The sequence below is a fragment of the Rhodococcus sp. 05-339-2 genome, from assembly GCF_002258965.1.
Classification (GTDB): domain Bacteria; phylum Actinomycetota; class Actinomycetes; order Mycobacteriales; family Mycobacteriaceae; genus Rhodococcoides.
In genome coordinates, this window is the sequence record NZ_NOYW01000021.1 from 53649 (window position 1) to 67273 (window position 13625).

Annotated in this window: 12 protein-coding genes; 6 read left to right on the top strand and 6 right to left on the bottom strand. The window is 64.3% G+C overall.

The window, feature by feature from the left end; translation table 11 throughout:
• From CH273_RS24655 to CH273_RS24665, 3 genes are all read right to left on the bottom strand, one after another.
• A complete protein-coding gene (locus tag CH273_RS24655; protein ID WP_032394644.1) occupies positions 1-972 on the bottom strand; it encodes an alpha/beta hydrolase in 972 nt (323 codons plus the stop codon).
• A 95-nt stretch (positions 973-1067) separates the two neighbouring features.
• Positions 1068-2021: an ABC transporter substrate-binding protein gene (locus CH273_RS24660; protein WP_230596668.1), complete on the bottom strand. Its 954-nt coding sequence runs from the start codon at positions 2019-2021 to the stop codon at positions 1068-1070.
• A gap of 41 nt (positions 2022-2062) precedes the next feature.
• Positions 2063-3751 carry a nitroreductase family deazaflavin-dependent oxidoreductase gene (locus tag CH273_RS24665; RefSeq protein ID WP_032394643.1) on the bottom strand — a complete coding sequence of 563 codons (1689 nt, stop codon included), beginning with the start codon at positions 3749-3751 and terminating at the stop codon, positions 2063-2065.
• 119 nt (positions 3752-3870) lie between these two features.
• Between CH273_RS24665 and CH273_RS24670 the strand changes: the two genes are divergently transcribed.
• Positions 3871-4458, top strand: a complete 588-nt coding sequence (locus CH273_RS24670) for a TetR/AcrR family transcriptional regulator (protein ID WP_230596667.1) — start codon at positions 3871-3873, stop codon at positions 4456-4458.
• 97 nt (positions 4459-4555) lie between these two features.
• Entirely contained in the window at positions 4556-6175 is a 1620-nt protein-coding gene (locus CH273_RS24675; RefSeq protein ID WP_052049355.1) for an MFS transporter, read from the top strand.
• Here the strand turns inward: CH273_RS24675 and CH273_RS24680 are convergent.
• The 3 genes from CH273_RS24680 to CH273_RS24690 form a co-directional block, all read right to left on the bottom strand.
• Entirely contained in the window at positions 6168-7064 is an 897-nt protein-coding gene (locus CH273_RS24680; RefSeq protein ID WP_032394641.1) for a glucose 1-dehydrogenase, read from the bottom strand. The genes CH273_RS24675 and CH273_RS24680 overlap by 8 nt on opposite strands.
• Positions 7065-7216: 152 nt before the next feature.
• Positions 7217-7579 (bottom strand): STAS domain-containing protein, encoded by a 363-nt coding sequence (locus CH273_RS24685; RefSeq protein WP_032394640.1) that lies wholly within the window; start codon positions 7577-7579, stop codon positions 7217-7219.
• 193 nt (positions 7580-7772) lie between these two features.
• Positions 7773-8702, bottom strand: coding sequence for an aldo/keto reductase (locus CH273_RS24690; RefSeq protein ID WP_032394639.1), 930 nt, complete (start codon positions 8700-8702; stop codon positions 7773-7775).
• A gap of 154 nt (positions 8703-8856) precedes the next feature.
• On the opposite strand from CH273_RS24690, the gene CH273_RS24695 reads away from it, so the two are divergent.
• Genes CH273_RS24695 through CH273_RS24710 form a run of 4 tightly spaced genes read left to right on the top strand, consistent with a single transcriptional unit; the run spans position 8857 to position 13613 of the window.
• Positions 8857-9873: a LacI family DNA-binding transcriptional regulator gene (locus tag CH273_RS24695; protein WP_032394638.1), complete on the top strand. Its 1017-nt coding sequence runs from the start codon at positions 8857-8859 to the stop codon at positions 9871-9873.
• Positions 9870-10877 carry a 2-hydroxyacid dehydrogenase gene (locus tag CH273_RS24700; protein WP_052049354.1) on the top strand — a complete coding sequence of 336 codons (1008 nt, stop codon included), beginning with the start codon at positions 9870-9872 and terminating at the stop codon, positions 10875-10877. Before CH273_RS24695 ends, CH273_RS24700 begins: the two co-directional genes overlap by 4 nt.
• Positions 10874-12091 carry a D-mannonate dehydratase ManD gene (gene manD / locus CH273_RS24705; RefSeq protein WP_032394637.1) on the top strand — a complete coding sequence of 406 codons (1218 nt, stop codon included), beginning with the start codon at positions 10874-10876 and terminating at the stop codon, positions 12089-12091. The genes CH273_RS24700 and manD overlap by 4 nt, the downstream gene beginning before the upstream one ends.
• Before the next feature lie 4 nt (positions 12092-12095).
• Entirely contained in the window at positions 12096-13613 is a 1518-nt protein-coding gene (locus CH273_RS24710; RefSeq protein ID WP_032394636.1) for a mannitol dehydrogenase family protein, read from the top strand.
• Positions 13614-13625: the final 12 nt, after the last annotated feature.

The following is a 13625-nucleotide window of genomic DNA, read 5'->3' on the forward strand; positions in this document are numbered from 1 at the left end:
CTACGAGGCGGGTACGCGAAGGCGCAAGCCCCTACGCAGGGCGTCCAACGCTTCCGCATGTCCGCGCTTGCTCACCTCTGCTGTTGCCAATAGCGCGGATCCGTGGAAAGTGCCGGGGAACGAATGCAATTCGACGCTCACGCCTGCCTGCAGCAACCGCACCGCATAGTCGATGCCCTCGTCACGAAGCGGATCGAGCTCCATGGTCGAGACGTACGTCGGTGGGAGTCCGGCCAGATCGGTCGCACGAGCCGGAGCGGCGTAGATCGAGACGTTCGGGTCGTCCGGTCCGCTGTACGACTCGCCCAGGTAGTACTGCCACGACAGAATCGCGTTGGGCCGGTGCCACATCGGTGTGTCGACGAATTCCGTCATCGACACGGTATGCAGTCGGTCGTCGAGTTCGGGAATCTCGAGCAATTGGAACGCCACCGGCACCACGCCCTCGTCTCGAGCCCGCAGCACCGTTCCTGCCGCCAGGCCGCCACCGGCGCTCTGACCGCCCACCGCGATTCTGTCCGGGTCCACGCCCAGTTCGTCCGCATGAGAGTGGATGTACGCCAGCGCCGCGTAGCAGTCGTCGAGCGGCCCGGGGAACCGGGTCTCGGGGGCGAGCCGGTACTCGACGTTGGCTACTGCGAAACCGAGTTCACGGACGACGTCCACGCAGTAGGGATCGCTGGACGCGGCTGTCCCAATGGCGAATCCGCCGCCGTGGATCCACACCAGCACGGGTAACGGTCCGTCGACGTGCTCCGGTGTGAAGAATCGAACGACGACGTCCGGTGCACCGTCGAGTCCAGGGACGGCGAGCTCGCGCAGGGAAACTCCGTCCATGGATAGGTCGGCGAGCATGGCGTCGACAAGTGCGGTGAAGGTCGATCGTGCTGCGGGAAGGTCGCCGAAATCGACACTCGGAAGCATCGTGACGGCAGCGGCGAGTTCGGGGTCGAGAGTGGGGAAATTGGTCATGAACCCATAGTCGGCACAATTGTGTCCTGTGTCACTTGTCGTATGGAGGAAGTGCAAGCGGTGCCGTCCGACGGGTGTCGGACGCCCGCCGTCGATCAACTCGGGGTGTAGAGCCTCTCGACCAAGCCGAGGGTCCACAGCGCGGTCAGCGGACCCCCGTCGTTGGTGAACTTGTCCGTCCGGACGATGCGGTCGCCGCGAACAGCCGGTAATCCGGCCCAGAGCGGGTTGGCGTTCATCGCCTGCAAGTCCTCTTCGGACGTGATGGCGGCAATCATTGCCACTGCGTCGGATGCGGCGGTGACGTTCTCCGGTCCGTACTCGATCTCCGGAGCGGCTGCGCTCCACGCGGAGCCGAAGCGGGCTCCCACATCCTCGAGCGCGATCGACGTCACCCGGTCACGTCCTATCGAGATCCCACCTTCCTCCGATGTACTGATAGGCAGGACGGTGGTGTCGGCGATGGCATCGGCGTACTGCGTCGTGAGTTCGTCGACGCGAGTAGTGTATTCGTCGACAACTGCTCGGGCTCGGTCCTGCAGATTCAGTGCCGCGCCGATCGTTGCCACGTCCTGCTGCCAGCTGACTCCGGTTCCGGTGGAGCCCACCGGCAACACCGGCGCGATAGCACTCAACTGGTCGTAGATTTCTTCGATCACCTCGTCGCGGCCGATGATCAGGTCGGGATCGACGCGTGCGACGGCCTCGAGGTCGACGGTGTTTCGCGGATACAGCTCGGGCACTCCGTCTGCGAGCAGCATCCTGGTGGGCTCGGTCAGCGGGCCGGGAATTTCAGGTGGAGCCTCGGTTTCCACCGGCATCCCGACGATGGGTAGGTCGAACGCCAGGGCGATGTCCAGGTCGCGTCGTCCGTCGATCACGACGACCGACTCGATTCGATCCGGTACCTCGACGGTGCCGAACTGCGTGGTGACCGAATGGGTCGCCGAGTCCGACGTCGCCGGTTCGGTGTCGACGCCGCAGGACGAGAGCAGGGATGCAACAAGGACCGCGCCGAGGACGACGTGCAAGCGGGGGAGTGTCTTCACAACTTAAGTAAACCAAACCTAAGTGAATGGTGAAGAGTCGGTCAATCGTCGTACTCGACTCGCACCGACACCGGGTCGGTCTGGAGCGCTCGGAAGCCCGCGCCGATGAGGCGTCCGAGCACCGGATTGTTCGAGAAGGATCGCGCTCGGAGCGCGACGTCGTCGTCGGGAACGAACGTTGCTGTGCCGGTACGCCATCGGCTGCCCACACGAATTCTGATTCTGGGTTCGTCGGTGATGTTGGCTCCCCAACCGGATCGGGTTCCGTGCTGGGAGATCAGCCAGGCTCCGGTCTCGTCGAACACTGCCGACACCGGTACCTGCCTGCGCAGGCCGGACTTGCGGCCGACGGTCTCGATATCGGTGACCAGGGAGGTTCGGACGCCGATCGACGTGAGTCCGTTGACGACCGGATTCGCGATGTGCTTGCCGATCCAGCGCTCGCGGCGAAACTTCGTCGCGGAGGCAGATGTCTCGACCCGAGCGGAGCCCCGGCGATTGCGGAACGCGTCCCAGCCGTTGCGCTGCATCATCGTAGCCGCAGTCTTCCATGCCGGACGGCTCGAATTCGGTTGCCGCCCAGCACCGATGAGCTGTAACTGGTCGGTGTGCCACTGCAGATCGAGAGCGCCGTTGATCTGCTTGAACGCACTGGATTTCGACGGGACGCGCAGAGCCACGCGCGGCGATTCGACCCGGTCGAGAGTGCCGTCGACCAGAGAGTTCGCGACGGCAGGGGTGAGGGCGGTCGGACGGCCGAGGCCCACCATGTCGCACTCACCCGATTGCACTGCCGCATTCATCACCGAGCGGGTACGGAAGCCGCCGGTGACCGCCAGTGGCACGCTTGCGGCCGCGTCTCGCACCGTCCGCGCGTACTCCAGGAAGTACGCCTCGCGATCGCGGGTGCTCGCGGTGCCCATCATCGCCGGTGATTCGTAACTGCCACCGCTGATTTCGATGAGATCTATGGATTCCCGAACGAGATGCTCGACGGTGATGCGTGATTCTTCCTCGCTGAACCCGCCGCGTTGGAAGTCCGCCGAATTCAGTTTGATTCCCACTGCGAAACTCGGGGACACCGCCGCTCTGATTGCGCGGACGATTTCGAGCACGAATCGCATCCGTCCGTCGAGGTCGCCGCCCCAGGCGTCTTCGCGTCGATTGGACAGCGGCGACAGGAACTGCGACACCAGGTAGCCGTGCGCCCCGTGGATCTGGACGCCGTCGAAGCCGGCCGTCTCGGCCACAGCCGCCGCGGTGGCGAATCGACCGATGATGTCGTGGATCTCGTTCTCGCTCAACGCCCGAGGTGCCGGAATCCCCGGGATGTTGGGTGCGATGGCGGATGGCGCAACGGGCTTGGTGCGGGTGACGAGCGGATTGGCCTGTCGACCGGGGTGATTGAGCTGCATCCAGATGGGTGCACCGCCGTCGGACGTCGCTTTCGCCCAGCGGGCCAGCGCATCGCGGTCGCGGTCGTCTTCGATGACGACATTGCCCGGTTCGCCGAGATGGGACCGGTCGACCATCACGTTGCCGGTCACCACCAGGCCGTAGCCGCCGGCACCCCAACGGCGGTACAGGGTTTCGAGGCGCGAGTCCGGGCCGTGCTCGGCGGTGGACAGTCCTTCGCTGAGAGCTGCCTTCATCACGCGATTCGGCAGGATCTGCCCGCAGGCGAGGGTGAGCGGGCTGCTCAGGTCGATCACGTCGGTGTCAGGGGACATGGCGTTTCTCCGGTTCCTGGACGGCGGCTCCAGCTATGATGGACAACATAGCTACAGAGGGACTGTAGATGTAACGAGTCGTCACGTCAATCATTGTGGCGTCCTCGGGAGGGGTTGGGATGGCGAATCGAAGCAGTGCTCGGGACGACATGTTGCGCAGCGCCGCACACCTGTTTCGTCGACGCGGTGTCGACGCGACCTCGCTGGCGGACGTCATCGATCACGCGGGCGCACCGCGCGGCTCGATCTATCACCACTTTCCGGGCGGCAAACCTCAGTTGGTGGAAGAGGCGACCCGTACTGCGGGCGCCGCGATGAGCGCCATGATCTCGGCCGGCCTGGCTTCGGCCGGTCCGTCTGCGACCGTGCGGGCGATTCTGGACGGATTCCGCGGCGAACTGCTGGCCACGGATTTCGTGGCGGGCTGTCCTGTCGCGCCTGCTGCGCTCGAGGGGTTGCATGCGCCGCAGGCGGTGGCCGCGGCAGGTGAGTCCTTCTCGTCCTGGGAGGACGTGATCGCGGCGTCGCTGTGGCAGCGCGGATTGACTCGCGAGCGGTCGTACTCGTTGGCGACGTTCGCGATCGCCGCTATCGAAGGTGCGCTGATCATGGCCAAGGCGCAGCGCTCCACGGCGGCGTTGGATCGGACCGAGGGGGAGTTGTCGGCCCTGCTGGAGGCGGTACTGGAGGCGTCGGCCGGCCGCTGACGTCGGTCAGGATGGGCGGCCGGTATTGCTATAACTGACAGTTACAGCTAACTTTCCTTCAATAACTATGCCGATCGTCATAGTGGAAGGAAATCCGATGTCGTCACCCACCACCTCCCGTCATCTGGCGGATGTGCCGCAATTTCGTCGGCGATACCTCGCGCTGATCGTCATCTGCGCGGCCGAGCTGCTCGTCGTGCTGGACAACACCGTCGTCAATGTCGCCCTGCCCTCGATGGGGCTGCAGCTGCGTGCCGAGATGAGCGGATTGCAGTGGGTGGTCGACGCCTACACCTTGACGTTCGCTGGATTGCTGTTGGCGTTCGGGCACCTCGGCGATCGCTACGGCCGCAAGAAGGTCATGATTTTCGGACTGACAGGTATCGCGGTGATGTCGGTGGGCGGTGCTGTGGCCGCCGATCTCGGACAGGTGATCGCGGCCCGAGCAGCTATGGGTGTGTGTGCGGCCGCGGTGTTTCCGGCGACCCTTGCCCTGATCATCAACATCTTCACCGACGCCAAGGAGCGAGCGCTGGCCATCGCGGCCTGGACTGCCATGGCCGGGTTCGCCATCGCCATCGGCCCGACGGCGGGCGGATTCCTGCTCGAGCATTTCTCGTGGCACTCGGTGTTCTGGATCAATGTCCCTGTGGCACTGCTCGTTCTGGTGGCTGCGCTGGCTTGCGTGCCGGAGTCGAAAGCAGAGCACGTCGGTAAGTACGATCCTCTGGGCATCGCGCTGTCGTTGGCGGGCATCACGGTGTTGGTCTGGGCGATCATCGAAGCGCCACACAACGGTTGGTTGTCTGCTACGAGCATCGGAGCCTACCTGGCAGGATCGGCTGCCATCGTCGCATTCGTCTGGTGGGAGCTGCGAACACCGTCTCCGGTGCTGGATCTGAACCTGTTTCGGAACCGGCGATTCTCACTGCCCGCCTTGGCAATTGCCGTGGCGTACTTCAGTATGTTCGGCTTCCTGTTCATGATCACCCAGTATTTCCAGGGTGTGATGGAGTTGACCCCACTGCAGTTCGGTGTCCACTCGCTGCCCTTCGCGATATCCATCGCAATCGGTGCGCCGCTGGCGACGATCATCGCCCAACGCATCGGAACCACGGCCGTGATCGTCTTCGGTTTGGTGGTGATGAGCATCGGCATGTTCATCGCAGGGCAGGTGAAGGTCGAAACGCCCTATCTGGGGCCGGTTCTCGTCTCGATGGTTCTGATGGGCCTCGGCTTGGCGATCGTGCAGGGCCCTGCCACCGAGTCGATCATGTCCTCGGTGACGCTCGACGAGGCAGGTGCAGGATCCGCGGTGAACGACACCACCCGCGAGATCGGCGGAACTCTCGGAGTTGCCGTGCTCGGGTCGATCGTCGCATCGGTCTACACCGCACAGGTGAGTCCGAAGATCGATGCGATTCCCGACGCGATCATGGAGCCGTATCAGAAGGCGTTCGCTCGCGAGACCGTCGTCAGCGTCATGGAGATCGTGAAAGCACCCACGAACCCGATCTTTGCGACGCAGAAGGCCGACCTGATCTACGCGATGAAGGCGGCCTCGTTGGAGGGCTTCCAGCTCGCGTCGTTTGTCACCGTCGCGGCTGCCATGACGTGCGCGATCGCTGTTGCGCTGTTCCTGCCGTGGCGACGCCCCGAGGGGAGCGGTGTTCTTCTGGCGTGGCGTGAATCCAAGGACGCCGGCGGGGTCAGTTGAACGGCGTTCCGCCGGTGACGGCGATGGTCTCGCCGGTGATGTAGCTCGACTCGTTCGATGCCAGGAACACATAGGACGGAGCCAACTCCGCGGGCTGGCCCGGGCGTCCGAGCGGTACGGTCTCACCGAACTTCTCGTACTTCTCGGCCGGCATCGTCGCGGGAATGAGCGGCGTCCAGATCGGTCCGGGTGCAACAGCATTGACACGGATGCCACGCTCTGCAAGATCGCCGGCGAGGCCTTTGGTGAAGGCCACGATTCCTGCCTTGGTCGTCGCGTAGTCCAGCAGTTCCGGAGAGGGATTCGATGCCTGAATCGAGGTCGTGTTGATGATCGTCGATCCTGCGTCCATGATTTCGGCAGCGCGTTTGGAGATCCAGAACAAGGCGTACAGGTTGGTCTTGAGTACCCGATCGAACTGCTCGGTGGTGATATCGGCGATGCCGCCCATCTGAGCCATTTGGAAAGTGGCGTTGTTGACGACGATGTCGAGCCCGCCGAGGACCTCGGAGGCGGTGTCGACCAGCTGCACGCACTGGGACTCGTCGGTGAGATCGCAGGCGATGGCTCTACCGGCGCGCCCCGCTCCTTCGATGAGGTCGACAGTGGTCTGCGCGTCCGGACCTTCGGATTCGAGGTGTGCGATGACCACGTCGGCACCCTCGCGTGCGAATGCAAGTGCAACAGCACGGCCGATACCCGAGTCGCCGCCGGTGATCAGTGCTTTGCGGCCGTGCAGTCGATCCGATCCACGGTAGGAATTCTCGCCGTGATCGGGAGTGGAGACCATGTCGCGGGTCAGTCCCGGGTGCTCGAGGCGACCTTGCTCGGCCCGGTCGGGCATCGAAAATGCGGTGGTCGGGTCGGACTTGCTGAACTGGTCGGACATTGTCGATCCTTGCCTCGGTGTGCGTGAAATGCTCCACGCGGCAAGTCGAACGAGCCGCTTCGGTTCAGTGGAGACGACTCACGGCCGCAGCCGTTTGTGAGTCCATGTCAGCCCAGGGTCACCGAAACGACGAACTGGTAAACCTCGACAGGTCAGGCTGCGCGAGGATCGTCGACGATCGTCGCCAAACCCAGCGCGTCGAGGACCATGCGTGCGGGCCGCGTCGGAGCGAAGATCTCGAGGCGGTCTGCCGCGCGAGCGGCAGCGTCGATGATCACGCTCGCTGCGCCCGAGTACATGAACGACACCGCCGACAAGTCCAGCAGCACGACCGATTCACCGCGCAGCGCCTCGTCGAGTTCCCCAGCCAAGCTGAAGCGCGATGTCAAATCGAGTTCGCCGCCGGCACGAACCACCGTCAGGCGAGGCGAGTAGGACTCGATACCGATCGAGAAGCGAGCATAGGCGGTCTCGGCGGTTGCGAAGCGGGAATCGAAGTGGTCGGTGACAGTCACGGTGCGAACCTCTCAGTTCGGATGGCCTAACGACCGACATGCGCTGGGTGGAACCCGAGGGCTACAGGTTCCGTTGCATGCCGTGCAGTAATCCTGACAGCGCAACGTCACCGAATCGAAGACTGATCATCACGGATCGATAGCTAGTCGGTAACGAAGAGGTAACGGCAGATGTGACGGCGCTGAGCATCGTTCAGGGCAGTGTGTGGCCTGCCGTCCGGAACAGGCGGTACCACTCCTGCCTGGTCAGGCGTAGATCGGAACCGCCGGCGGCCTCGACGACTCGATCGGGGTTCGTGGTGCCGAGCACTACCTGGATGTCGGCCGGGTGCCGGGTGATCCAGGCCGTTGCCACTGCCGACGGGGTGGAGCCGTGTACGTCGGCGATCTCGTCGAGCGCCACGTTGAGTTCGGGGTAGTTCTCGCGGTCACCCACGAACACACCGGAGGACGTCCCGCTCTGGAACGGTGACCATGCCTGCAGGGTGATGCCGCGCGTTCTCGCGTAGTCCAGCAGACCGTTGTCGCGGTCGATCGACTGATCCTCGGTGCCCATGTTGGCGGTCAGCCCCGACGCGATCAACGGCGAGTGCACGATGCTCAGCTGTACTTGATCGAAGAGAATTGGTTGTTTCACAGCGGTTTTCAGTAACTCGATCTGGCCGGGTGTGTGATTGGAGACGCCGAAGCCCAGGACCTTGCCAGACTCGTGCAGGTGATCGAACGCTGCTGCGACGTCCTCCGGCTCGACGAGGGCGTCCGGTCGGTGCAGCAGAAGTGTGTCCAGGTGATCGACACCGAGGGCTGCGAGTGACGCCTCGACCGTGGTGACGATGTGTTCTTCGGAGAAGTCGAACCAGCCGTCGCGGATACCGACCTTGCTCTGAATGCTGATGGCCTCACGCTGCGACGGGGTCAGTGTCACCGCGTCGCCGAATCGCTTCTCGCACGTGTGCGGGGCACCGCCGTAGATATCCGCGTGATCGAACACCGTCACGCCCACATCGAGGGCAGTGTCCACCAACCTCCTGATCCGGGCGTCGTCCACGTCGGTGATGCGCATGAACCCCAGCACGATGCTCGAGACTTCTGTTCCGGTGTGGGGGAGGGGGAATGTACGCACCGTGAAATCTCCTGCTCGTCGACGAAGCGGTCCATGGAGTCTGTCAAAGTCCGCCGCGCGGTCGACACGGAAGGGGTTGTGCAAGGTATTGACAAGTTTGCGCAATATCTGCAATCGTTGTGCTCAGCATCACAACGAACCCCCGAGGTGAACCATGGCACCAACGCTCACGCAGGTGGCACAGCAAGCAGGCGTATCCCTGTCGACGGCATCGCGCGCGTTCAGCAATCCCGACCGTATCGGTGCCGACACACTCGCCCGGATCATCGCGGTCGCCGACGACATCGGCTACGTCGCCGCCTCGGGTCGATCGTCGGACACTCGCATTGCGGCGACCACCGTCGCGGTCGTGGTACCCGACATCGGCCACACCGTCTTCGCAAGCTTCGTCAAGTCTGCCCAGGCCCAGGGCTGGCATCGCAGGCAGACCATCGTCCTGACCGACACCGACGGAAGCGCCGACCGTGAGCGTGAGGTGATCGGGGAGTTGCAGGGGCGAGTCGACGCATTGATCGTCTGTGCGCCGCGCCTGCCCGCAGAGGACATCGTTCAGTTGGCAGGCGACACCCCGCTCGTGCTCGTCAACCGGTCCTCGGACGAATGTGATTGCGTCGTCGCCGATTCGGAGGACGGAATTCGGCAAGCCGTGGACTACCTGGCAGCTCTGGGGCACTCGCACCTCGCGTACGTCCAGGGATCGCCACAATCCTGGTCCAACGCGCGACGTGTCGACGCCGTCGAACAGTTCTGTGCCGCAAGAGGAATCGTGCTGGTCGTGCTGGGCTGGCAGCAGGAAACCCTGGCGGGTGGTCACGCCGCCGCCGCCAGCGTCGTCGCGACGGGGGCCACCGCGGTCATGACCCACAACGATCCCATGGCCATCGGAGTCATGAACGGAGTCCGGTCGATGGGCCTGGCGGTTCCCGAGGATCTCAGCGTCGTCGGCATCGACGACTCACCTCTTGCCGAACTGGCGCATCCTGCTCTGACGAGCATCAGCGTGCCGATGGGCCGCGCCGGTCTCGTCAGTTCCGACCTGGTCTTCCAACGCGCAGCCGAGCCCGATTCGCCCGCGCGCACCATCCATCTCCCCACGCAACTCGTGGTCCGTGCCTCGTCCGGCCCCGTCCACACACGCACTCTCGTTCCGGGAAAGGACGAATCGAAGTGAAGGTCGTCATCGCAGATTCGAACCTGCTGCCCCATCGCGCCCGATTCGAGGATCGGATTTCCTCCGACGTCGCCCTGTCGTGGCACGAGAACTTCGACGTCGATGCGATTGCCGCCGACGTCGCCGACGCGACCGTGTACGTCGGCGGAAAGTTCCCGGCTGCGCTGGCCGAAGCATCGCCCAAGCTGCGGTTGGTGCACGTCGCCGGAGCCGGCACCGACGGCGTGGCCTTCGATGCCCTGAGCCCGCAGACACTGGTGGCCAACACCTTTCACCACGAGCGGTCGATCGCGGAGTACGTTGCCGCCACCGCGGTTGTGCTACGCCGCCGATTCCTCGAACAGGACCGGCAACTACGGGAAGACCGATGGGCGTCGCCGGTCTACGACCGGACGCTTCGGCAGTCCAGCTCACTGGGTTCGGCGACAGTCGGATTCGTGGGCTTCGGCCACATCGGCGCGCAGTCCTGGGCACTGCTGCGCGCATTCGGCTGCACCGGTATCGCGGTCACGGGCAGCGGTTCGGTCGACGCCGCTGAGAACGGATTGACCTGGGCTGCCTCGACGGACCGCCTCTCCGACCTGATGACCGAGGCCGACGTCGTGGTGGTATCCGCACCACTGAACGAGCGCACCACCGGAATGATCGGCTCCACGGAACTTGCGGCCCTGGGAGCCGATGGGGTCCTGATCAACGTCGGACGCGGACCACTCGTCCAACAGGATGCGCTGTTCGAGGCGTTGTCGACCGGTTCGCTCGGGGGAGCCGCCATCGACGTCTGGTACGACTACCCGTCGGCGGACGGTGTCGGTGCACCATCGCCGCATCCGTTCCACACGTTGCCGAACATCCTGATGACACCCCACTCGTCCGGCATCACCGGCGAAACCTTCGAAGGCCGAGTCGACGACATCACCGCCAACATCGGTCGACTCGCAGCGCACGAACCACTGATCAATCTCGTTGCCGGCAAGAACTTCATGGCAGAGGCAGTGATCTCGTGACCGACAGGATCATCGCTGCCGACGTCATCGTCTGCAGCCCCACCCGCAACTTCGTCACCCTCAAGGTGACCACCGCGGACGGCGTCGTGGGCTACGGCGACGCAACGTTGAACGGCCGGGAACTCGCGGTGGCGTCGTACCTACGCGATCACGTCGCGCCGTTGCTGATCGGCCGAGATCCGGCGCGCATCGAGGATACCTGGCAGTACCTCTACCGCGGTGTCTACTGGCGACGCGGACCGGTGACGATGGCCGCGATCGGGGCAGTCGACCTCGCACTGTGGGACATCAAGGGAAAATCGCTGGGGCAGCCGGTCTTCCAACTTCTGGGCGGAGCCGTCCGGGATCGCATCCTCTCGTACACCCATGCCACCGGATGGGACACCGCGGAACTGATCGACTCGGTCGACCGGCGTCGGGCACAGGGCTTTCGCGCCGTGCGTGCCCAGTCGGGAGTTCCCGGTCTCGACTCGGTGTACGGCGTGCACCGAGGGGCGCAGGGATACGAACCTGCTGGGCGCGGTGCATTTCCGGTCGAGGAAGTGTGGGATACCGACGCCTACCTCAATCATGTCCCCGGCGTACTGGCAGCGGTACGTGAACACGTCGGATCCGAACTGAAACTGTTGCACGACGCGCACCATCGATTGACTCCGCAACAGGCTGCGCGACTGGGCAAGTCGCTCGAGGACGTCGATCTGTTCTGGCTCGAGGACGTCACCACCGCCGAGGACCAGAGCGCCCTGCGGCTGGTGCGCCAACACACCACGACTCCGCTCGCCATCGGTGAAGTGTTCAATACCATCTGGGACTGCCAGCAGCTGATCTCCGAGAAGCTGATCGACTTCATTCGCGTCGCCATCGCGCATGCCGGCGGCATCAGTCATGTGCGCAAGATCTTCTCGCTCGCCGAGGTGCACCAGGTTCGCTGCGGGCCGCACGGACCGTCCGATGTCTCGCCGATCACCCTCGCCGCGAGTGTGCACCTGGGCATGGCGACGCCCAACTTCGGAATTCAGGAATTCATGGGCTACGACCCGCTGGTCGACGAAGTGTTCCCACACGCATGGTCGTTCGCAGACGGCTATCTCACCCCGGGTGATGCGCCTGGCCTCGGCGTGGACATGGACGAATCGTTGGCGGCGAGGTATCCGTACGAACCCGCGTATCTACCGGTTGCGCGTCGCCTCGACGGTTCCATGACGGATTGGTGACGAGATGAGTGAAGCGAGACTGTCCCATTCGGCACTCGCCGGCTCGGGGCTCGCCCCCACGCGGCCGGACGGAACCGGAATCGTGCACCTGGGCCTGGGGAACTTCCACCGCGCACACCAGGCCGTGTACACCGCGGCCGCGCTGGCGCAGGACGGCGGACGCTGGGGAATTCTGGGTGTGGCCAACAGATCTCGGGCGATCACGGATGCCATGCTCGCGCAGGACCTGCTCTACGGGGTCGTAGAGATCTCTCCGTCCGGCTCGCGCGTGAGTGTGCCGGGAGCGCATACCGGAGTCATGGTTGCCGCGCACGACCCCGCGGCCGTCGTCCGAGCCATTGCCGACCCGGACGTCAGGATCGTCACGATCACCGTCACCGAGCTCGGCTACACGTTCTCGCCCCTGACCGGTGAACTGGATCTCGAATCGACTGCAGTGCAGCAGGATCTGGCCCAGCCGGACACGCCGACGACGACCGTGGGACAGCTCGCGCGAGCGTTGTCGGTGCGGGCTCGAAGTCACGGAACTCCGATCACGGTGGCCAGCTGTGACAACCTGCTGGGTAACGGGGACCGCACGGCGGCTCTCGTGCGCCAGTTCCTCACCCGCTGCGGTGCCGACGACGTGATCGATTGGTTGGCGACGTCGGTGACGTTCCCCAACTCCATGGTCGATCGCATCGTCCCGTCCAGCAGCGAGTCGTACGACGCAGAGTCCAGTGCCCGATTGGGTGCAGTGGACACCATCGCCGTCCCGGCCGAGCCGTTCACGATGTGGGTGATGGAGGACAACTTCGTCGCAGGTCGTCCGCGGTGGGAGGCCGGCGGTGCCGTATTCGCTCGGCACGTCGAACCCTACGAGCTGATGAAGGTGCGGCTGCTCAACGGAACGCACTCTCTCATTGCTTATCTCGGCGCTCTGGACGGTCGCGCGACCATCCCGGATTCGATCGGACGGCCGTTCGTCGAGGCCGCGGCGCGAGCGGTACTCGTCGACGAATACCTCCCCACCGTGCCCGTTCCGGACGACGTGGACATCGAGGACTACATCGCTCAGCTGTTCGTACGGTGGTCCAATTCCGCTCTGGGCCACAGAACGGCACAGGTCGGTTCCGACGGCTCGGCGAAGCTGGCGCAGAGAATCCCGACCCCCGTGCTGTATCACCTGCGCAACGGCGTTGTACCGCAACATCTCTCGTTGACCCTGGCCGCGTATCTCTGCTGCGTGTGCCCTCCCGAAGGTTTCGATCCCGGCCCGCACGCACGTGCGATGGCCGACCCAGCACGTGCGCGATTGGCAGGACTTGCCGCCTCGGCAGCGTCCAGTGAAGATGTCGTTCGATCGGTTCTCGAACGTGGCGACATCCTCCCCGTCGAACTGGCCGAATATCCCGAATTCATCACACGCACAGCGGATTTGATGAATACTGTTGTCCGTCATGGTCCGATGGCAGCAGCCGTCGAAGCGGGGAGTTCTTCGCCCCGCCCTGTCGTCACAGCATCCCGGACCACACTCGACTGACTCCTTCCTTCT

Coding starts and splice junctions, on each gene's coding strand:
- CH273_RS24670 (WP_230596667.1), top strand. CDS start 3,871: ATGGCGAATCGAAGCAGTGCTCGGGACGACATGTTGCGCAGCGCCGCA.
- CH273_RS24655 (WP_032394644.1), bottom strand. CDS start 972: ATGACCAATTTCCCCACTCTCGACCCCGAACTCGCCGCTGCCGTCACG.
- CH273_RS24665 (WP_032394643.1), bottom strand. CDS start 3,751: ATGTCCCCTGACACCGACGTGATCGACCTGAGCAGCCCGCTCACCCTC.
- CH273_RS24680 (WP_032394641.1), bottom strand. CDS start 7,064: ATGTCCGACCAGTTCAGCAAGTCCGACCCGACCACCGCATTTTCGATG.
- CH273_RS24710 (WP_032394636.1), top strand. CDS start 12,096: ATGAGTGAAGCGAGACTGTCCCATTCGGCACTCGCCGGCTCGGGGCTC.
- CH273_RS24695 (WP_032394638.1), top strand. CDS start 8,857: ATGGCACCAACGCTCACGCAGGTGGCACAGCAAGCAGGCGTATCCCTG.
- CH273_RS24675 (WP_052049355.1), top strand. CDS start 4,556: ATGTCGTCACCCACCACCTCCCGTCATCTGGCGGATGTGCCGCAATTT.